The sequence below is a fragment of the Acinetobacter sp. WC-141 genome (assembly GCF_000313935.1).
Classification (GTDB): Bacteria; Pseudomonadota; Gammaproteobacteria; order Pseudomonadales; family Moraxellaceae; genus Acinetobacter.
In genome coordinates this window covers 1-21,216 of the sequence record NZ_AMSS01000062.1, presented here as the reverse complement: position 1 = coordinate 21,216, position 21,216 = coordinate 1, and the positions used below count along the sequence as shown (strand labels likewise).

Genomic DNA, 21,216 nt, shown 5'->3' with positions numbered 1-21,216 from the left:
CTACTATTAAAAAAGTGGCCAAGGCTGGACACAGGGCAAGGAGTTTGGTTATGGATCAGAACCAAGTAGAACAGATTCTACGCAATCCAAAGTTTCAAAAGATGGTCAAGAAAAAAAGTGCATTAAGTTGGACGCTCACAATCATCATGTTAATTCTTTATGTGGGTTTTATGCTGCTTGTTGGCTACAACAAAGAATTTTTGATGAGTTCATTTAGTGGTGGTGTAACGACATGGGGAATCCCGCTAGGTTTAGGAATTATTGTTTTATCTTTCCTACTGTGTGGCGTGTATTCTTTTATCGCAAATAATACCCTTGACCAGTTGAGTGAAGAAGCGTTGAAGGAAGTTGAAGCCATCACGCATGATAAAGGACTACACTAATATGAAATGGAATTCATTAAAGGCGAAAGCTTTATTGGCAGCAGCATCGCTATATTCAACAGTGGCTATGGCGAGTCCAGATCTGGGTGAAGCTGAACAACAAGCAACCAACTGGCATGCCATTATTATGTTTGTCATTTTTGTTGGTTTCACTTTGTTCATTACTAAGTGGGCGGCGAAACAAACTCAATCTACACAAGATTTCTATACAGCAGGTGGTGGAATCAGCGGTTTCCAGAATGGTCTGGCAATTGCGGGTGACTATATGTCTGCTGCATCTTTCCTCGGTATTTCTGCACTTGTGTTTAGTTCGGGGTTTGATGGCTTACTTTACTCGCTTGGGTTTATGGTAGGCTGGCCAATCGTTTTATTCTTGGTTGCAGAACGTTTGCGTAACCTTGGTAAATACAACCTTTCAGATGTGGTTTCATTCCGCCTTGAAGAAAAACCAGTACGTACTTTAGCTGCAATCAGTTCACTTGTTGTTGTGGCATTCTATTTGATTGCTCAAATGGTAGGTGCGGGTCAGCTCATCAAATTACTATTTGGTTTGAACTACAACATTGCTGTAGTCATCGTTGGTCTTTTGATGATGGCATATGTCATCTTTGGTGGCATGTTGGCAACGACATGGGTACAAATTATCAAAGCGGTTATGTTACTCAGTGGTGCAACCTTCATGGCATTCATGGTAATGAAAGCAGTCGGTTTCAGCTTTAGCAACATGTTTAGCCAATCAATTGAAGTTTTCAGTAAAGTACACGACATCAGCTTAACCGATGCTGCAAAAATCATGGGGCCGGGTAAACTTGCGGCAAATCCGATTGATGCCTTGTCTCTAGGTTTGGCATTAATGTTTGGTACAGCAGGTCTTCCACACATTCTTATGCGTTTCTTCACTGTAAAAGATGCAAAAGAAGCACGTAAATCGGTTGTGGTTGCAACAGGTTTTATTGGTTACTTCTATCTTTTAACTTTCATTATTGGTTTCGGTGCGATCCTTTTCGTATCGAACAATCCGCAATTCCTTGATGTTGCAAAAATGGCAGTAACAGGCAAACTTGAGCTTGTTGGTGGTAACAATATGGCAGCCGTGCATTTAAGTGACGCTTTAGGTGGTGACTTATTCATGGGCTTCATTTCAGCTGTAGCGTTCGCAACCATTCTTGCTGTTGTTGCTGGTTTAACGCTTTCAGGCGCATCTGCAATCTCTCACGACTTATACGCTAACGTATTCAAGAAAGGTCAAACAACTCCTGCTTCAGAACTTCGCATGTCAAAAATTGCGACATTAGGTTTAGCAATCTTCGCAATGGTTTTGGGTATTTTGTTTGAAAAGCAAAACGTAGCATTCATGGTAGGTTTGGCATTCTCTGTAGCTTGTTGTGCAAACTTCCCAATACTTGTTCTTTCTATGTTCTGGAAAGGTTTAACAACTCGTGGAGCTGTTATTGGTGGTGTTGTTGGTCTTGTAACAGCAGTCGTACTTATTATTCTGTCTAAAGCAGTTTGGGTAGATACTTTAAAAATCTCTGATACACCAATCAATCCATTCAATGGCCCTGCATTATTCGCTATGCCGTTGTCATTCCTTTGCTGTTGGTTGTTCTCGGTGACTGACAACTCTGCACGTGCTAAAAAAGAGCGTGCTGCTTTTGATGCTCAATATGTTCGTTCAATGACAGGTATTGGCGCATCGGGTGCATCGGATCACTAAAATTAAGATAGTTAGCTCATTTTTTAAAAAGCCCTACGGGGCTTTTTTTATACTTTTTTATTTTCAATTTACTGTTTAGATATTAATAAAGAACAACTTGTTTGCTCTGTTTTGTGTACAGTATTATCTGTTAAATCTCAAAAAAGCATAATGAGACAAGGAAAATAATAATGCGATCAATTATTGAGTTTTGGGCAAGTTTTCGCTTATTGCCTTCTGCATGGCTGTTACTCGTTCAGTTTATTTTATTGATTTTAGCCATGTTGACATTGGATAGTTTGCCTTACCGAACTTTAACCTGGTCATTAGGTGTTCTTGCTTTATTATTGATTGCCAAAGTTATTCGCCAAACGCCTATGTTTACTTTTTTAGGCTTAACGTTTGTGAGCGGTGCAATTCTGTCATCAGTACTTATTGTATTGGGCTATAGCAATTTATATATTCAGCTATTTGCTCATAGCTGTGAAGCTCTGGCCTACTTTTCGGCAGCCTATGGTTTATTTCGTTATATGTTTGCTGACCGATATTTAACAAGAGATGAATTATTTGCGGCGGCAGCAGTCTTTACACTGATTGCATGGGGTTTTGCATTTTTATACAACATTTGCCAGCTCGTCTTTCCCTATAGCTTTCAAAATCCAAATAACCCTCATCCATTACAAACTTGGCTAGATTTACTCTTCCTAAGCTTTAGCTTGCAGTCGGCTACCGGGTTATCCGATCTAATGCCCATCACGCCACAAGCGCGCGTTTTAGCCATGCTTCAAATGTTCTGTGGTGTCATGTATTTAGCCTTAATCGTAACTCGATTAATTGCTTTACAATATATTACCCACCTCCCTAAAAAAAATTCAGATAAATAATGTAGGAGGTGTTTTAATTTATTTACACCTTTGTAACTGCAATATTCTTTAAGTTTATTTAGAGTGTCATCGGCTTTCTCTATTGAAAGCCCTAGCTTTGTTCATTCTATGAATATCTTATCGGCATTTAAGCCTGTCACTCGTCATTAAAATAACATGGAGGATTTATGCCTTCCAAACAGTCCGGTTGGTTCGCAAACGTTAATCCTAACGTATTTTTTGGTACGGTCATTATTATTGCTTTGTTCTTAGCAGTAGTTGTGATCGCTCCGAGTTCTTTTGAGCTTTTAACGCAGCAATTAAAACAGTGGATCACGGATTCATTTAGCTGGTTCTATGTTCTATCTGTTGCCTTCTTTCTCATCTTATTGATTTATATCGCCTGTTCATCGATTGGACGTATTAAATTAGGGCCTGATCATAGCCAGCCTGATTATAATAATGGGTCTTGGTTCGCCATGCTGTTTACTGCAGGGATGGGGATTGGGTTGATGTTCTTCGGCGTTGCTGAACCCGTCATGCATTACGTTACTCCACCAAGTGGAGAGGCCCAAACGATTGAGGCAGCACAGCAAGCACTAAGGGTTACCTTTTTCCATTGGGGGTTACACGCTTGGGCAATTTACGCTGTAGTTGGGTTGGCTTTGGCTTACTTTGCCTATCGGCATAATTTACCTTTAAAGACTCGCTCTGCACTTTATCCTCTTATTGGGAAAAAGATTTATGGTCCATGGGGCGATAGTATCGATATTTTCGCAACTATTGGAACCGTATTTGGTGTCGCGACATCGCTTGGCTTTGGGGTAACCCAGATCAACTCTGGTCTACATTATTTATTTGGTGTAGAACAAAGTACTCATGTTCAAGTTCTACTCATTATTTTTGTGAGTATTTTAGCGTCCTTATCTGTGTTTCTAGGTCTTGATAAGGGAGTAAAACGTTTATCAGAACTGAACTTGGTTTTAGCTTTAATATTATTAGTATTCGTTTTTATTGCTGGTCCGAGTATTTATTTACTTCAAACGACGATTCAAAACACTGGGCAATATATCTCTAACCTTTTTACCATGACATTCAATTTATATGCTTATCAGCCAAATGGATGGATTGGTGGTTGGACAATTTTGTACTGGGCTTGGTGGATTTCTTGGTCGCCATTCGTTGGAATGTTTATTGCCCGAGTTTCCCGTGGTCGTACCATTCGAGAATTTATTGTTGGGGTTTTACTTATTCCGACAGGCTTTACCATTATCTGGATGGGCTTTTTAGGAAACGCTGCGCTATTTAGCATTATTCATGAACATCAAACGACATTAATTCAGGCTGTTCAGCAAGATTCGTCAGTTGCATTATTTGAATTTCTGGGTCACTTACCGTGGTCTGGGGTAATGAATATCTTGGCAACTATCTTGGTGGTTTTATTTTTTGTGACTTCTGCTGACTCTGGGGCATTAGTCACCGATTATTTAACTGCTAAATCTGAAAATTCACCGACTTGGCAGAGATTATTCTGGACGGTACTCATGGCTGTACTGGCAATTATTTTATTGCTAGTCGGTGGTCTGGCCGCACTTCAGGCTTCAATCATTATGAGTGCATTACCGTTTACTGTCGTTATGCTCTTAATGAGTTGGGGGTTAATAAGAGCCTTGCATCTTGATGTCACTAAAATGACAGCCATTCAGGAAGCACGCATTACCCCACGTGCCATACATAATCCACGAAGCTGGCAACAGCGTTTGGGATTAATCATGCACTATCCTCATAGTGAAGAAGAAGTACGTGAATATATTGAAAAGCAAGTGGGTCGTGCGTTTGAAAATATTCAACATGAATTGAGACGCCGTCATCTAGAAGTTTCAATTAGCCAACTTGAAGATGGTATGCAACTTAGGGTAGACCATCATAATGAAATTAATTTTATTTATAAAGTTGTTCCACGTGAAACAGTGCCGCCAAGTTTTTTAATTGGACGTACGGAAGCCGAAGATGGGCAATATTTCCAAGCTGAGGTATTCTTAAGAGAGGGTGGTCAGAACTATGATGTAATGGATTGGACGCAAGAAGATTTAATTCAAGACATTATTGATCAATATGAACGTCATCTGTATTTCTTAAATATCGTGCGAAGCTAATATTTAGATGTAAAAAAAGGACTCATATGAGTCCTTTTTTAATTCGATTTCTAAATTAAATTAGAAACGGAATTTAGCATTTAAGCCGATAGTTTGTGTATCGTAGCTAGACTTTTTAACGTCAGCTTTCATGTACGATGCACCAACTGCTACAGCTGGAGTAATGAAGTAATTTACGTTACCACCCCAAGCTTGACGGAATTCACCAAGGTCATTGCCTTTAATGTCAGCTGAACCATCGTTACCAACGAAAGATGCGCCAACACTTAACTTAGGAGTTAAGTAAAGGTCAGTTTTTAAACCGTATTGGTTTTCTTGACCGAAAGCACCAGCAGCTTCAAAACCAATTGCCATGTTAGTTCCATCGATTGGACCTACATATTTAGCACGTGCTGTAACAGCATCTTGGTCATCTTGAATCGCAGCAGTTTGGTTTACAGCAGAGTAGATACCGTTGCTGATGATGCCAAAGTTGTCTAAAGCGAATTGGTTAGCAACGCTTGTATAACCAACAGTCATCAAGAAGTTAGGTAACAACATAGCACCAACTTCTAATGCATAACGGTCACCGTTATCATCTTTAGAGAAGTTGTTTTTACCATCAACATCAGTGTGGTTGTAAGTTGCGCTAGCATATACAGGAAGGTAAGGAGTAGGTACGTAAGCCTCACCTTTAACACCATAAGTACCAATGTGGTAGTTTACGTTGCCTTGGTCATACTGTTGGTAGCTATAACCTAAAGATACGCTAGAAGCTTGGTTCAAGAAAGCTGCTTCAGCTAAAGGACCTTTAGCGGTATCAACATTTTTTAAATAGTATGTACCAGCAATGTCACCAGTGAAGTTTTTATCATTTGCAGTTGTGTCAACATATTCAGATTGACCTTGAACTTCAAATTGATAAGCATGAGCACCGGTCATGGCTAATAATACAGCAGTGGCTAAACCAAGTTTTTTCATAATCATTTCCAGCAATAACAAGAGATAAAGCTGGGGTCATTGTATTGTAACAATTTATGAAGTCAATAATGAAAAAAAGGAATGTTAAAGATATTTGACACTTATGTTAAAATTGGTGAAAAACTAATCAAATGAAAAGTAAATTGTCAACCTGATAAAAAAATGAACATTTACAATAAGCTAATAATTATATTTCATACAGAATGAAGAAGTAAATGTTTAAAAGTTATTACAATAGTGATTGGAAAAATAGATTGTAATAATCGGTTTTACCATTAATAAAAGTATAATATTGTTTACAAAGTGAATAAAAAAACACCATTTTATTGTCGAATTTGTAATATTTTGAGGAATAGTTAACAATATTTAGATTAGTTTAACTAAAAAATTTAACTATTCTTAATTATTATATAAGTGAATAAAATAAAAGAAATCTCTATTTTAAGTTGAAAAATCGATTAAATTTTTAATTCTGATTAATTTAATCAACTTTACAAAAGTAGAGATAAGTCACATAATTCAATTGCAAAGTTCACTACCTAACGTTTTTAGGACTTAAAGTGCTTTCCCAGATACGATGTGTGTAACACATCAGAATTTACGAGCTCAGCTTTCCCCAAGGTTGAGCTTTTTTTTATCTATAAGAAAATCTAAAAACTATAATAAGAATTACGTGAAGTTTATTTTAAACAATAGTAGGTTAAAAAGAACCCAGCTTAAAGCTGGGCAGTGGATGCTGGGAGAAGCGCATCCAAGAGGATAACGAGATACGTTTATTATCATTGCTAAAAATTTTTAATCTGTAAAATAGAGTTTTTTTATAAAAATCATTCAATTTTTCGATACTGTTTATAATTTAAGCTTACTAAAATGTAGAACGATATAATTATTAAAATAGAAATGAAGGGTTTATTGATGAAATTCTAGTTATTAAAATGCTAGGATGCATTTAAGCCTAATTTACATAGTAGTAAAAGTGGCAGGACATTTACGGAGTACCAGCTAAAAATGTCAGGATTACGTTCAGAGCATATTAGTAATCGACTGTTCTTTTTTATGCTGGTTATTATTTTGTCCTTATTATTCATGGCAATACCCCTTATTGTGGGAAGTTATCAGGATTATATAAAAACTAGGCAAGCCTTAGCCGAAATAAAAAGTTTAAGAGCGGTAGCCGATATTGCTTATAAAATTTCTAAGGAACGTGCTCCTGCCAATAAAATGATGTCGAGTAGTCCTCATGATTTATTAAAGAATCAACAAGAATTAAAAAAATTTCGCATAATTGTCGACGATCAAATTGATACAAGTATTCTTATTTTAAAACAAGCAGGTTATGTTTCATTAGCAAATGAGATTCAAACCAACCTCAAAGAAAATCTTAGACAAGCTCGGCATGTGGTCGATTATTATGGGGAAATTCCATATGGAGCAAGAACTTCCGTCCAAATGGATAATGCCATTTTAGGGATGTTTGGAGTATGGGATAATTGTAGAGAAATACTGCAAAAACTTATGCTGCAATTAAAAAGTAAAGACAGCCGTATTTCTAATTACTTTACGCTCATTATAGTTCTGACCGATATGCGTGATCAGGCAGGACGGATGGCTTCAAATATTATTGCTCCTGTAAGTTTTAATGAAGAAATTCCAAGTACTAATCGCGCACGTTCTTTACAAACTCAGCATCAAGCTAGATATTTGTGGATTTTGGTCGATACTTTGCAGCCTGAACAGGCAAAAACGCCAGAATACCGTCGGTTATATTCTCGAGTGAAATCAGAGTTTATAGACCAAGGTATCCCGATTGTAGAAAAGCTATTAGAAGAAAGCCAAAAAGGTGAGCCATATTTTTTAAATGGTACACAGTTAACCGAAGCAATCGTGGGTAAATTTACCACTGTAGTTGATTTACAACGTTATATTCTTGATGAAAGTGTAGTGATTGCAACTCAGGAAAATGTGATTGCTCGAAATGGTTTTCTTTTAACGTTATTAATTTCTTTAATTTCTTTAGCAACAGCGTTACTTACACTTAATTATGCGCAAAGAAGAGTATTTGCACCTTTAATTAAAGCAAGGACTTTGATTTTAGATTTATCGCATAGTTCAGATCATTGGACAGATGAGATGAATATCACCACAAAAGGTGAATTTCTTTCCCTATTTGAAGCGATTGATCGATTACAGCGTATGTTGCAACAGCGTGATGCTTTTGAATTCCAATTAAAAAATATTGCCAATACCGATCCATTAACTGGTGTGTCCAACCGTCTAGCTTTATCTGAATATTTAAAAATTGTTGAGAGTTACCCTCAAAAATTTACGCAGACTTGTTTAATGATTATAGATATTGATCGTTTTAAACAGGTGAATGACCAATATGGGCATATTGTCGGAGACCAAGTCATTGTCAGTATTGCCGAGCAATTAAAGCAAAATATACGAAGTTCGGATTTAATTGTCCGTTATGGGGGAGATGAATTTTTAATATTGTTAGAGCAGATGCAATTTGTAGATGCACGACTTTTAGCAGAGAAAATTCGTATTGCCATTTCTTTAGATGAAATTGATTTATCGGGTTTAAATGAAAAATTGCATGTATCCGTCAGTATCGGTTTTGCGATAGGAGCGATGAGTTGGATCGAACTCTTAGAGAAAGCTGACCGTTCACTATTACGAGCCAAAGCCCGAGGGCGAAATGCAGTTGAGGGGTAAAAAAAGCCGGAAATGAGTTCCGGCTTTTTATTCAATAAATTACTTCAACATCGGTTTTAAGAAGCGCCCTGTGTGGGAAATCTCAACCTCAGCCACTTGTTCTGGTGTACCTTCGGCAATGATCATCCCACCGCCTGAACCACCTTCAGGGCCTAAGTCGACCACCCAGTCTGCTGTCTTAATCACATCAAGGTTATGTTCAATCACCACGATGGTATTACCCTTGTTGCGTAGCTCATGCAAAATATCGAGTAACTTGGCAATATCATGGAAATGCAGGCCTGTTGTTGGCTCATCCAAGATATAGAGAGTTTTACCCGTATCTCGTTTTGCTAACTCACGTGCAAGTTTTACACGCTGTGCTTCACCACCAGAGAGTGTAGTTGCAGCTTGACCTAAATGAATATAACCAAGGCCCACTTGCGTTAAGGTTTCTAAACGGCGGTGAATGACAGGAATTGCACTAAAGAACTCAGCTGCATCTTCAACGGTCATTTCTAAAACGTCAGAAATGTTTTTGCCTTTATAGCCTACTTCAAGTGTTTCACGATTATAACGTTTGCCATGACAAGCATCGCAAGGCACATACATATCTGGCAAGAAGTGCATCGCAACTTTAATCATACCGTCGCCCTCACAGGCTTCACAGCGGCCACCTTTCACGTTAAACGAGAAACGACCTGCACTATAACCACGGGCTTTTGCTTCTGGTGTTTGAGCAAATAACTCACGGATTGGTGTAAATAGACCTGTGTAGGTTGCAGGGTTAGAGCGTGGTGTACGTCCAATCGGGCTTTGGTCAATATCAACGACTTTATCTAGATGTTGAAGACCATCAATCGAATCGAACTTTTCCGCGGTTAACGTCGTTGCACCGTTGAGCTGTGTAGCTGCTAATGGAAGTAAAGTACGGTTAATCAGTGTTGATTTTCCTGAACCCGAAACGCCAGTCACACAAGTCATAATGCCGAGCGGAATTTTTAAATCAACATTTTTAAGGTTATGACCACTTGCACCAGACAATTTGATGAATTCATCTGGACGTGGTGATTGAGTCCGTTGCTTTGGTATTGCAATTTTGCGTTTGCCTGAAAGGTATTGACCTGTGAGTGAGTCAGCATGGTTAGCCAATTCATCATAAGTTCCTTCGGCAATAATCACACCACCATGGATCCCGGCACCTGGACCGATATCAATAATATGGTCGGCTGCACGAATCGCATCCTCATCGTGTTCAACCACCAATACTGTATTACCTAAATCACGTAAGCGAATCAGGGTTTGTAATAGACGATCATTATCACGTTGATGCAAGCCAATCGATGGTTCATCCAGCACATACATTACACCCATTAAACCTGCACCAATTTGTGAGGCCAAACGGATACGCTGTGCTTCACCACCCGATAACGTTTCGGCAGAACGAGCTAAACTTAAGTAGTTAAGTCCCACACTTACCAAGAAATGTAAACGCTCACGAATCTCTTTAAAGATTTTATCGGCGATTTCACCTTTAGCACCTTCAAGATTTAAATCTTGATAATAATTTTCGGCATCACCAATCGACATGCGAGTAATGTCAGCAATGGTTTTATCTTTAACGCGAACATGGCGTGAAATTTCATTTAGACGTGAGCCATCACATGCGTCACACGCTGCATTAGAGAGATATTGAGCTAAATCATCTCGCACATAATTACTTTCAGTTTCACGGTAACGACGTTCAAGGTGTGGCAAAATTCCTTCAAATGGTTGTACGCGTGTATGTTTACGGCCACGTTCATCGATATAACTTAAATCGACTTTTTCTTTGCCCGTACCTTGTAAGAATTTCTTTTGAGTGTCTTTATCTAGCTTGTTCCAAGGCGTATCAAGTTGAAAACCAAAATGATCAGCAACTTTTTGTAGCATCGAATAATAATATGGACGCTGGCGATCCCACCCACGAATAGCACCTTCACTAATCGCAAGGTCAGGATTAGGAATAAGCTTTTCAGAGCTAAAATGACTGCGTGTACCTAAACCATCACAAACAGGGCAGGCACCAAACGGGTTGTTAAATGAAAATAAACGCGGTTCGAGTTCTGCTACAGCACGATCACATTCAGGGCATGAGTGTTTGGCAGAAAAAACGCGATCTGGGTGTTCGCCATTCATCCATGACAAAACCGCAATATCACCACCTAAACGTAATGCAGTTTCAAATGATTCGGCAATACGGTTACCTAAGTCTTCGCGTACTTTGAAGCGGTCAACGACAACTTCGATGGTGTGTTTTTTCTTTTTGTCGAGTTCGGGTGGCGTATCAATATCAATGATTTCGCCATCAACACGTGCGCGGACAAAGCCTTGGCCTTGCAGTTGTTCAAACAGATTGCTGTATTCGCCTTTACGTTCACGAACCACTGGGGCAAGCAACATGAGTGCTGTGCCTTCTTCAAGGGTTTTTACTGCATCAACCATTTCAGAAATAGTTTGCGCAACCATTGGCAAGTCGTGTTCAGGGCAGTAAGGTGTGCCGACACGTGCATAAAGTAAACGCAAATAGTCATAAATTTCGGTAATGGTACCAACGGTTGAACGTGGGTTATGACTGGTAGATTTTTGCTCAATGGCAATCGCTGGAGATAAACCCTCAATCGAGTCGACTTCAGGCTTTTCCATTTGCGATAAAAACTGACGCGCATAGGCCGAAAGTGATTCGACGTAACGGCGTTGTCCTTCGGCATAAAGGGTATCGAAGGCAAGAGAAGATTTTCCTGAACCTGATAACCCCGTAATTACCACAAACTTATCGCGTGGAATATCGAGAGACACATTTTTTAAATTATGGGTGCGTGCGCCTCGAATACGGATATGACTTTGGCTCATAAAACATCTCAATTGTGTATTGATGAAAATTTAGGTGTTGATTGATCAGTCTCGTGCAGCGTGACTGGTTATAAACAACAGACCTTATATATGATAACGATTTAAAATTGTTCAAGTGGTACAAAATGATTTAAAGCGACAAATTGTGACGGTTAAACGACAATCGACAAAATTTGTTTAAATAATCAGGTTGTATTTTTAACATTCCTCTCTTTTGATTTCTACTTCTTAGCAAATTTTAATGAGCAACATAATTTTACTAGACGACTGGTCTAATAGTGGGGTATGGTGTCTGCATGAAACGATTAAATAAAAGCGAAACCACGCGACAACATATTTTGGATACCAGTTTTGAACTGGTATTACACAAAGGATTTGTCGGTGTTGGTTTGCAAGAAATTTTAAAGACTTGTGACGTACCCAAAGGTTCGTTCTATCACTATTTTGCTTCGAAAGAGGCGTTTGGTTGTGCATTGCTAGAGCAATACATGGCCAATTATAAAGTTCGTATGGAACAACTTTGGCAGCACAGTGAACACAGTGCCCATGCGCGGCTAATGGCGTTGTGGCAGGCGTGGATTGATGATCCCGTATATGGCAGTTGGGCTGAAAATTGTTTGATTGTGAAACTCGCAGCTGAGGTTTCCGATTTGTCGGAAGATATGCGTCAAATTCTCAATGATGGCGTGTACAAGTTAACGCAGCGTTTGGCTTTATTACTGAAGGAAGGCCAACAAGAAGGGTCTATTCCAAAACATATTGATCCTTTGAAAACTGCACAAGTGATGTATCAGTTATGGTTAGGTGCAGCTTTACTCACAAAATTGTCGCAAGACAAAGCGCATCTACATCTAGCTTTAGAAACGACTCAACAACTCTTAAAACCGATAGAGGAATAAAGAATGCGAAGTATTATCCATGGTAATTTTGGCGAACCTGTAGACGTTTTAGAGCAGGCGGATATGCCAAAGCCAGAACCAAAAGCAGGCGAAGTACGTATTAAAACCATCATGTCTCCAATTCATAATCATGATGTATGGACAGTACGAGGAAGTTATGGCTACAAGCCAACTTTACCTGCGATTGGTGGTAGTGAAGCCGTTGGTATTGTAGATGCGCTGGGCGAAGACGTTACTCATGTACAGGTAGGGCAACGTATTGCAGTGGCAGCTGTTCATGGCAGTTGGGCTGAATACTTTATTGCACCAGCTCAAGGGATTATTCCTTTAAATAATGAAATTGATGACGAAACAGCAGCACAGCTGATTGGTATGCCAATTAGTGCTCTCATGTTATTGGACTTTGTAAATGTTCAACCAGGTCAATGGCTCATTCAAAACACAGCGAACGGTGCAGTAGGTAAAACAGTTGCGATGATTGCACAGGCTCGTGGTTTACCTGTGATTAATCTAGTTCGTCGTACTGATGCAATCGCAGAAATGCAAGCATTAGATATTCAACATGTTGTTGCAACCGATCAGCCTAATTGGAAAGAGCAAGTTAAACAGATTCATGGTGACCAACCTCTCATTGCTGGTGTGGACTCGATTGGTGGCAGCGCAAGTGGTGAAATGCTGCACTTACTCAGTGAAAATAGCCTGCTCGTTTCGTTTGGCAGTATGACAGGTGAAACCATGCAGATTTCATCGGGTGATCTAATTTTCAAACAAGCGACAGTAAAAGGATTCTGGGCAAGTGTGGTTAATAAAGAAATGCCAGCTACTCGTAAAAAAGAACTGATCGTTGAGCTATTAACATTAGCGACTCAGAAAAAATTAATCTTGCCTGTAGAAGGTGTATTTAGTTTTGATGAGATTAAAACTGCCGCTCAAAGAGCAACACAAGGTGCTCGTCAAGGCAAAGTGTTGTTAAAGCCGTAAAACACTAAAAGATCAGTCGAGAGACTGATCTTTTTTCATATCTTTAAAATAAAAAGGAAAATTGTATGATTGGACAAATATTTATTGCGCTTATCGCAATATTACATGTCTACATTTTGGTGTTAGAGATGTTTTTGTGGGACAAGCCTTATGGCATGAAAGCATTCGGAAATAATGCAGAAAAAGCAAAACTCACCAAAGTCATGGCACAAAACCAAGGTCTTTATAATGGTTTTTTAGCGGCGGGTCTATTTTGGTCTTTATTGGCAGATGCACCGTTTGCGACATCCATTGCCAATTTCTTTTTAGGCTGTGTACTGATTGCAGGTATTTATGGCGGTCTGACTGCCAGTAAAAAGATTATTTATATTCAGGCAATTCCTGCATTAATTGCTTTGGTCGCTGTTAATTTTCTCTGAAAAGCGCAAAATACAGCGTTTTGAAATGGAAATGATCAGGTAAGATCAGTGTATGTGGGCGTTATTTTTAAAGTGTATGTTGGGGGCTGGGGTTGTCCTCATTATTTCGATTTTATCGAAAAGTAAGGCATTTTATATTGCAGGTTTAGTCCCGCTTTTTCCTACCTTTGCCTTAATTGCTCATGTAATTGTTTATCAGCAAAAAGGGGCTGAGGCGTTACAGAAAACAGCTCTGTTTGGTCTATGGTCACTTATTCCCTATGCCATTTATTTAGTTGCCGTTTATGTGCTGGCAACACGTATGTCGATGTGGTCATGTCTAGGACTGGCAACTCTATGTTGGGTGATGGCTGCGGCAGGTTTAATTTATGGCTGGCAGTTGTTTCAAAGTTAAATTTAAGGCTGACCATTTAGTGAAGTAAATGGTCAAAGCCTAACTTTAATTTAGATCTGATCTAAACCTAACCATTGTCTTTTGTGGTAGGCACTATCCCAAAATAACCACTCAAGTTTTGCACCCATGGTGTATGCGGCATGCATTTTCTCTAAAGTGTCGGCATCACAACGTGCTGCAACTTTATCGACTGTCGCAATCACATTTCGAACGGCTATATGGAACTCTTCACCTGCATAGGTATCAATCCATGCTTGGTAAGGGTTATTCGGAATGGATTTGTCTACAATATCTTTACCGACTTCGGCATAAATCCAGAAGCAAGGTAACAATGCTGCAAGCACGACAGGGTAGCTCTCAGACCAAGCAGTAGCGGTTAAAAATGAAGTGTAATGATGGCCTGCTAAAGTTAATGGTGTATTTTTAAATTCTTCTTTGGTCACACCAAAATTTTTCATGAAGTCATCATGCAAGCTGCGTTCAACCACAATTGCAATTTTGGCTGCATCTGAAAATTGCATAATATCGTCAGCTTCAAAAGCTTTCGCAGCTGCAACAGCAAGTACACGACCATAAGCCACTAAATATTGGGCATCTTGAATGACATAATGACAAAAAGCTTCTTTATCTAAAGTACCGTTAGCAAGTTCCTGATTAAAAGGAAGATCGAGAATTTTTTGATATAAATTTAAATTACGTTGCCAGAGTTCTTGAGAAAAAAGCATAAAATCATTCCATTTAAAATAAGAGAGCTAAACCGGATTTTAAATCAATTTTAAAATACGAAAATAATAATGATAGATATATCGCAAGAAAATATTTAATACGATTAACAAGTTAATTAAGAATTATAAATTTCTTTATTAAACAGTGAGATAAACTAAAGCTAATAACGGCACAAAACAACATCGTTTTGTGGTTAATTATCGATATAATAGCCGCGGTTTTAAGAAAGATTAAATTTAGTTCTTGGTATAGGTCTGATCCATGAAGCATTTCCGATTTTCGATATTTTTTACGGTGGTGTGTTTAGCACTATCCGCGTATTGGGGTTTTACCCATGGACCTGAAGCTGGCGTGTCGACCATGCTTAAAGCTTTAACAATTACAGCCATTTTAGCTGTAATGGAAGTCTCTTTATCTTTTGACAATGCTGTCGTGAATGCATCGGTTCTACGTAATTGGGATCCGTTCTGGAAAATGATCTTTTTAACGGTTGGTATTTTAATCGCCGTTTTTGGTATGCGTCTGATTTTCCCTGTCGTGATTGTTGCTGTGACCGCTGATATGGGCGTTATTGAAGTGGCAAAATTGGCACTCAATGATCCGAAAACTTATTCTGAGCGCTTAATGGCACACCATGCTGAAATTTCGGCTTTTGGTGGAACATTCCTATTATTGGTTTTCTTAAACTTCTTTTTTGATGATGAAAAAGAAACCCATTGGTTTAGATGGCTTGAATCTAAACTTGCAAGTTTAGCTAGCGTACCAGCAATGTCTGTATTTCTTGCTTTGATTGCTTTAATTGTGATGGCTGGTTATGTCGATGACCACCAACGTTTAGCAGTCACCATGGCTGGTATTTGGGGCATTGTGGTTTATATTGGCGTTGAAGTATTAAGTCATTTGTTAGGTGGTGAACCTGAAATTGATGAAAATGGTAATGCTGTATTACAAGATGGTTCGGGTGCTGCGTCTGGCGTAGTTAAAGCTGGTTTAGGTGGTTTCTTGTATCTTGAGGTGTTAGATGCATCCTTCAGCTTTGATGGTGTAATCGGTGCTTTTGCAATTACCAGCGACGTTGTTGTGATTATGTTGGGCCTTGCAATTGGTGCTATTTTTGTCCGTTCAATGACAGTTTATCTTGTTGAAAAAGGCACGCTAGATGCTTATGTGTTCTTAGAACATGGTGCACATTATGCGATTGGTGCTTTAGCATTCATTATGATTGCAAGTGGTACAGGTGTTCATGTGCCAGAAGTTGTCACAGGTTTAATTGGTGTAGCGTTTATTGTGTGGGCTATTATTGCTTCAATTCAATATTCGAAGCGCGAGCAAGAGTCGCCTTAAGCTAATTTTCAGTAAAGTTCGTTAGAATAAAGAGGCTGAATGCCTCTTTATTTTTTTAAGCTGAAATCGTTAATTTAAATAAGGTGTCCCGTATTTTTAGAAACGAATCGGCTTATAATTTGCCTAGTTTGATAAACGTGTATTGATATGATGAATGCTTTGGAACGTCGCTCAACTTTTGCCTTAAGTAGTATTTTTGCGCTACGCATGTTGGGTTTGTTCATGATTATTCCTGTCTTTTCTGTAGTCGGGCAGTCATATCAATATGCAACTCCAGCACTCATTGGTTTGGCTGTGGGTGTTTATGGTTTAAGTCAGGCTATTTTACAAATTCCATTTAGCTTACTGGCTGACCGTTTTAGTCGTAAACCTCTCGTGGTGCTTGGCTTATTGCTGTTTGCAATTGGCGGTGCAATTGCCGGTTTATCTGACACGATTTATGGCGTAATTATTGGCCGTGCCATCGCAGGCGCAGGTGCAGTTTCAGCAGTGGTGATGGCGCTTTTAGCCGATGTAACACGTGAAGAGCAGCGTACTAAAGCCATGGCTGCCATGGGCATGAGTATTGGCCTATCTTTTGTGGTGGCATTTAGTCTTGGGCCTTGGCTCACAAGTCTTGTCGGCATTTCTGGTTTGTTCTTTGTCACGACCATTATGGGTTTAATCGCGATTTTGATGTTATTGCTTGTACCTAAAGTAACTCGTCATCATCGTAATTATCAGCAAGGCTACATGGCGCAGCTTAAGCAAGTCATTCAAATGGGTGATTTAAACCGTTTGCATGTTTCGGTTTTTGCATTGCACTTACTGCTTACCGCCATGTTTATTTATGTGCCTTCACAGCTCATCGAGTTTGCCCATATTCCTCTAGCTAGCCATGGTTTAGTGTATTTGCCTCTGTTAGTCATTAGCCTGTTTTTTGCATTTCCAAGCATTATCGTGGCTGAAAAATATCGCAAAATGCGAGGAATTTTCTTAACGGCAATTACAGGAATTATTGCTGGTTTACTGCTCCTCATATTTGGGTATCAATCAAAATATGTATTACTTGCAGGCCTCGGTATTTTCTTCATTGCCTTTAATGTGATGGAAGCTTTATTGCCATCGTGGTTATCAAAATGTGCGCCCATTCAGTCAAAAGCAACTGCTATGGGCGTAAATGCCAGTAGTCAGTTTTTGGGTGCTTTTTTTGGTGGCACACTAGGTGGTCAATTATTGATGTTACATAATACTGCGATGGGATGGAGTGTCTTAACAGGGATTGCTATAATATGGTTGCTAATTAGTTTTGGTTTAGCTCAGCCGCGGTATTTGTCATCGATTGTGTTGCCATTGCCGCAAGTGCAACAGGTGAATGAGTGGACCACACAGCTATTGGCTATTCGTGGTATAGAAGAAGTTGTGGTGATGCCTGACCAGCAAGTTGCTTATATTAAAGTCGATAAACAGACTCTTGATGAGGCTGCGCGACGTGATTTAACGCAGTTGTTCGGTAAAGAGGTAGCCATTTAAGCATAACTCTTATAAAGTAAAACATAGAAATGTATAGGATGAAGACAGCTAATGCGTGGTGTAAATAAGGTTATTATTGCTCATTAAACTCTTACTCTAATATTTTACTATAAGTATGCTGTATATTCATTTATACTCTGCTCTATAGAACTTGCTCTAATAAAGTAGTTCGATAGGGATAGATGAGGTGTATAGATGGCATACATTAATTACTTAGATGAAGTAAAACTCTCTAATAAAGTTTATAAGAAATTTCCTGTAATTTTAAATAATGAACATATTCTAAATCGGCTTGTTTTAAAATATTTTCTTTCACACAGGGTAGTGTGGAGTGAAAGTACACGTCGTACTTATAGCAAACACTTATGTGATTTTTTCTCTCAACTTGAAGTTGAAAATCCAGAAGTATCCTTTGATTATATTGATGACGATTGGTTAGAAGCATATGCTGATCAAATACTTGAGAGAAATTCAAATTTTCCTATTTATGTTTCACAGATTTTAACCACCGTTATTAATTTCTTGGTTTGGTGTGAAGATAACGAGTACTGTAAAAATTTAATTGGTACTGCTTCAACTTTTAAAATCAGAATAATTTCAAATAAAGATTCTTTTACTCACCAATTGATTCAGTATTACTCTAAGCAAAAGTCTCCACTTAAGCTTGCACCTAAAGAAGAATGGATCGAAAAAGTATTAGCAGTAGAACATTTTAAATCCAACAGTTTGGAAACGCGTTTTAGTGTAATGGTGGATTGGGGGAAAGATGCTGGACTTCGTGCTCATGAGATTTGTGCCTTAACCATTGATCAAATTCCTGCTAGAGACGAAATTGAGAAAAGTTTGATAGCAAAGAAAAATATTCATATTGTTTTGAATGTGACAAAAGGAATGAAGAAAAGCACAATTCCTGTTAGTCCTGATTTGTTGAAAAAAACCCGAGACTATATGGATTTCGAAAGAAAGGAGATTATTAAAAAGTTTAGAGAAAAATCACAATTGACCAGAAAGGCATATAGTCCACCTCAAGAAGTTTTTCTTTCTTTAAAAACAGGCCAAGCACTTCATCCTAGAACTTTATCGAATCAAATTAGGACTGGTTGGTGTCAGGCTGTAAAGGATGGAGAGCTCAAAGAAGACCAACATGTATGGACACATGGGCTAAGGCATCGTTTTGCTACTACTATATTAAAAGGAGTTTCAGAAAAAACGAATATTCGTGATCCTCAGCAAGTTACCAAAATGCTTACTAGGCATAAGCATGCATCTACTGTCGATACTTATACCGCTCGTCTTTATTTAGATTTAGAGGATATCGATGAGTAAGCTACAACGTATTCCTATTTCTCTCAAAAAATCTAAAAGTGACACAATTTTAGATTTTCCAAAAGCAGAGATAAACATTGAAAATAAATACTATGATCTCAGTGAGTTGAATACATTAGATCATTTTTATGAAATAGTTTCAGGAGTCAAAACATATCTTCAGGGAAAGCGGTCAGCTAGGACGCAGTTTTTAGTATTAAGAAATTTTCTGAGAATAATTTCTAAACTTTCAAGAAAAATTGATGAAAAAACAATGATCCTTTATAAGAATCAATTGGATGCTAATCCTGATAATACCTTATCTACTAAGGGGCAAAAATATTCAGCTGCATGTAATTTTGTTAAGTATTTAATTTCAATAGATGTTATTGAGGATTTTATTATTCCTCTAAATTTTGAAAATATTGAAAAGAAACCAATACCTTCATTTGGGGATATAGCACGGAATTATATAGAAAATGATGATAATTTTGATAAATTCGATATTGACGAGATTAGTAACTTTTTTTCACTAGCCTCTTTAGAAGCTAAGACTTTAAGTTATTGTTTAGCTTCACTTGATTTGATACATGATAAAGCCATTAGAGACATACAGAAATGGGAGGAAGATTGGGATAAAATACAAGAAATTATTGATAATATAGATGAATTTAACTTCGATAAAATAAGTAAAGTGATTGATTTTAATAAGGAGTTTAGGGTTCCTGAGCGAACATTAAATGAGGCTTTTCAAATATTATATTCAAAATTTGGAAATAATATTCCAGCAGTCAAATACTGGCCAAAAGGCATGGAAGATTTCTTTCGTTCCATAAATTGGAAAACTAGTAGAGTTAAAAATGTATTTAAGGGGATTGAAAACCATGCTGGAGATTTAGAAGTTTTGGATAAAGCGATTAGTAGTCTGTCTTTAGCTAATGAAAAAAAATTAAAAGAAGTTAAAGATTACTATTTAAATTCAGACGGGAGAGATCCGCGAAGTATTGAGTTAGCGTTATGCATTCTTTTTGTAAACTATGGCCGTATTTTACCTGATTCAACCCAATGGCCTAAAGGGATAGTAGATTATCTTAAATATAGAGGGTGGACGCCTAATCGAGTTAGAGCAGCATTTTTTCCTCATCCAGATACTTTAGCTCCTTTTATAGTAGGATTATTGTCCCATCCAGAATTAGCTCCCAATGTTGATTCAGTAGCGTTCTATTGTTATCTAGATAGTTTTAAATTAAGTACAAAGAAAGAGAAAGTTACAGTTTATCTAGAAAAATTTAGAGGAAAACACTTATATAGAGATATAAACGAATCTGACCCAATGATTTCTTTCTGCATGCGTCATGCTAATAGAATTGATGTGTGCTGAAAAAACAGGAGGTTTTAACTTGGTAAACTAAACACACTCATCAGGAGTTTACCATGAGCAAGAAACACAAGACTTACACCACAGAATTTAAAGCTGAAGCCATCAAATTAATTGAAGCCAATCAAGGCAATGTCTCGGAAACAGCCAGACAACTTAGCATTTCAATGCAAACTCTTTCAAATTGGAATACCAAAGCAAAGGCTGGAACTTTAGCAGGTACAAAACAGTATTCACCTGATCTAAACGCTCTACTCGAAGAAAATAAAAAACTCAAACAACAGCTCAAAATAGCTGAAATGGAACGTGAATTTTTAAAAAAGGCAGCAGCGTACTTTGCCAAAGAAAGTCAGTAAGGTACGCCTATATGAAACAAAAAAGATATTCTTTTCCAATTACCTTAATGGCTCGATTACTTCATGTTTCAGTTTCATGTTTTTATGATTGGCTCAAGAGAGGCGTGAGCAAAAGAACGATTCAACGAAATCAACAGACGATATTGGTGAAAATAGCCCATGAGGAGACAAAGCAGAGCTATGGTTATATTCGATTAACCAAATACTTACAAGCTCAGGGTATAAAAATGAGTATGTACGCTGTACGTCAGATAA

Annotated in this window: 16 protein-coding genes and 1 pseudogene; 14 read left to right on the top strand and 3 right to left on the bottom strand. The window is 38.1% G+C overall.

Going from position 1 to position 21,216, the window contains the following annotated elements:
* Positions 1 to 50: 50 nt before the first annotated feature.
* The 4 genes from ACINWC141_RS12905 to ACINWC141_RS12890 all read left to right on the top strand — a co-directional run bounded on the left by ACINWC141_RS12905 (position 51) and on the right by ACINWC141_RS12890 (position 5,098).
* Positions 51 to 383: a DUF485 domain-containing protein gene (locus ACINWC141_RS12905; RefSeq protein ID WP_009391845.1), complete on the top strand. Its 333-nt coding sequence runs from the start codon at positions 51 to 53 to the stop codon at positions 381 to 383.
* A gap of 1 nt (position 384) precedes the next feature.
* The gene (locus tag ACINWC141_RS12900; RefSeq protein WP_009391852.1) at positions 385 to 2,100 is read left to right on the top strand and encodes a cation acetate symporter; all 1,716 of its coding nucleotides are present in this window, start codon (positions 385 to 387) and stop codon (positions 2,098 to 2,100) included.
* Between the two features lie 170 nt (positions 2,101 to 2,270).
* Positions 2,271 to 2,963: an ion channel gene (locus ACINWC141_RS12895; RefSeq protein ID WP_009391849.1), complete on the top strand. Its 693-nt coding sequence runs from the start codon at positions 2,271 to 2,273 to the stop codon at positions 2,961 to 2,963.
* 167 nt (positions 2,964 to 3,130) lie between these two features.
* Positions 3,131 to 5,098, top strand: a complete 1,968-nt coding sequence (locus ACINWC141_RS12890) for a glycine betaine transporter (protein ID WP_009391861.1) — start codon at positions 3,131 to 3,133, stop codon at positions 5,096 to 5,098.
* Positions 5,099 to 5,158: 60 nt separating this feature from the next.
* Here ACINWC141_RS12890 and omp33-36 read toward each other — a convergent pair whose 3' ends face one another.
* Positions 5,159 to 6,058, bottom strand: a complete 900-nt coding sequence (gene omp33-36, locus ACINWC141_RS12885; protein WP_009391843.1) for a porin Omp33-36 — start codon at positions 6,056 to 6,058, stop codon at positions 5,159 to 5,161.
* A 1,008-nt stretch (positions 6,059 to 7,066) separates the two neighbouring features.
* On the opposite strand from omp33-36, the gene ACINWC141_RS12880 reads away from it, so the two are divergent.
* A complete protein-coding gene (locus tag ACINWC141_RS12880; RefSeq protein WP_009391847.1) occupies positions 7,067 to 8,776 on the top strand; it encodes a GGDEF domain-containing protein in 1,710 nt (569 codons plus the stop codon).
* A 39-nt stretch (positions 8,777 to 8,815) separates the two neighbouring features.
* On the opposite strand, the gene uvrA is transcribed toward ACINWC141_RS12880, so the two are convergent.
* Positions 8,816 to 11,647 carry an excinuclease ABC subunit UvrA gene (gene uvrA / locus ACINWC141_RS12875; protein WP_009391850.1) on the bottom strand — a complete coding sequence of 944 codons (2,832 nt, stop codon included), beginning with the start codon at positions 11,645 to 11,647 and terminating at the stop codon, positions 8,816 to 8,818.
* Between the two features lie 296 nt (positions 11,648 to 11,943).
* On the opposite strand from uvrA, the gene ACINWC141_RS12870 reads away from it, so the two are divergent.
* The 4 genes from ACINWC141_RS12870 (at position 11,944) to ACINWC141_RS12855 (ending at position 14,340) form a co-directional block, all read left to right on the top strand.
* Positions 11,944 to 12,546 carry a TetR/AcrR family transcriptional regulator gene (locus ACINWC141_RS12870; protein WP_009391862.1) on the top strand — a complete coding sequence of 201 codons (603 nt, stop codon included), beginning with the start codon at positions 11,944 to 11,946 and terminating at the stop codon, positions 12,544 to 12,546.
* A gap of 3 nt (positions 12,547 to 12,549) precedes the next feature.
* The gene (locus tag ACINWC141_RS12865; RefSeq protein WP_009391854.1) at positions 12,550 to 13,527 is read left to right on the top strand and encodes a zinc-binding dehydrogenase; all 978 of its coding nucleotides are present in this window, start codon (positions 12,550 to 12,552) and stop codon (positions 13,525 to 13,527) included.
* A 65-nt stretch (positions 13,528 to 13,592) separates the two neighbouring features.
* Positions 13,593 to 13,946: a DUF1304 domain-containing protein gene (locus ACINWC141_RS12860; RefSeq protein ID WP_009391856.1), complete on the top strand. Its 354-nt coding sequence runs from the start codon at positions 13,593 to 13,595 to the stop codon at positions 13,944 to 13,946.
* 52 nt (positions 13,947 to 13,998) lie between these two features.
* Positions 13,999 to 14,340: a GlpM family protein gene (locus ACINWC141_RS12855; protein ID WP_009391860.1), complete on the top strand. Its 342-nt coding sequence runs from the start codon at positions 13,999 to 14,001 to the stop codon at positions 14,338 to 14,340.
* A 50-nt stretch (positions 14,341 to 14,390) separates the two neighbouring features.
* Here the strand turns inward: ACINWC141_RS12855 and tenA are convergent, their stop codons facing one another.
* Positions 14,391 to 15,065 carry a thiaminase II gene (gene tenA, locus ACINWC141_RS12850; RefSeq protein ID WP_009391857.1) on the bottom strand — a complete coding sequence of 225 codons (675 nt, stop codon included), beginning with the start codon at positions 15,063 to 15,065 and terminating at the stop codon, positions 14,391 to 14,393.
* Between the two features lie 262 nt (positions 15,066 to 15,327).
* Here tenA and ACINWC141_RS12845 point away from each other — a divergent pair, with 262 nt between their 5' ends.
* The 5 genes and pseudogenes from ACINWC141_RS12845 to ACINWC141_RS19695 all read left to right on the top strand — a co-directional run.
* Positions 15,328 to 16,410, top strand: a complete 1,083-nt coding sequence (locus ACINWC141_RS12845) for a DUF475 domain-containing protein (RefSeq protein WP_034678570.1) — start codon at positions 15,328 to 15,330, stop codon at positions 16,408 to 16,410.
* Positions 16,411 to 16,557: 147 nt separating this feature from the next.
* On the top strand, positions 16,558 to 17,922 hold the full coding sequence (locus tag ACINWC141_RS12840) for an MFS transporter (RefSeq protein WP_034678568.1): 1,365 nt from the start codon (positions 16,558 to 16,560) through the stop codon (positions 17,920 to 17,922).
* A 195-nt stretch (positions 17,923 to 18,117) separates the two neighbouring features.
* Entirely contained in the window at positions 18,118 to 19,248 is a 1,131-nt protein-coding gene (locus ACINWC141_RS12835; protein ID WP_009391864.1) for a tyrosine-type recombinase/integrase, read from the top strand.
* Positions 19,241 to 20,608 carry a hypothetical protein gene (locus tag ACINWC141_RS12830; RefSeq protein WP_009391842.1) on the top strand — a complete coding sequence of 456 codons (1,368 nt, stop codon included), beginning with the start codon at positions 19,241 to 19,243 and terminating at the stop codon, positions 20,606 to 20,608. Before ACINWC141_RS12835 ends, ACINWC141_RS12830 begins: the two co-directional genes overlap by 8 nt.
* A gap of 53 nt (positions 20,609 to 20,661) precedes the next feature.
* Positions 20,662 to 21,216: pseudogene (locus ACINWC141_RS19695) on the top strand (IS3-like element ISAba22 family transposase); the annotation flags it as partial.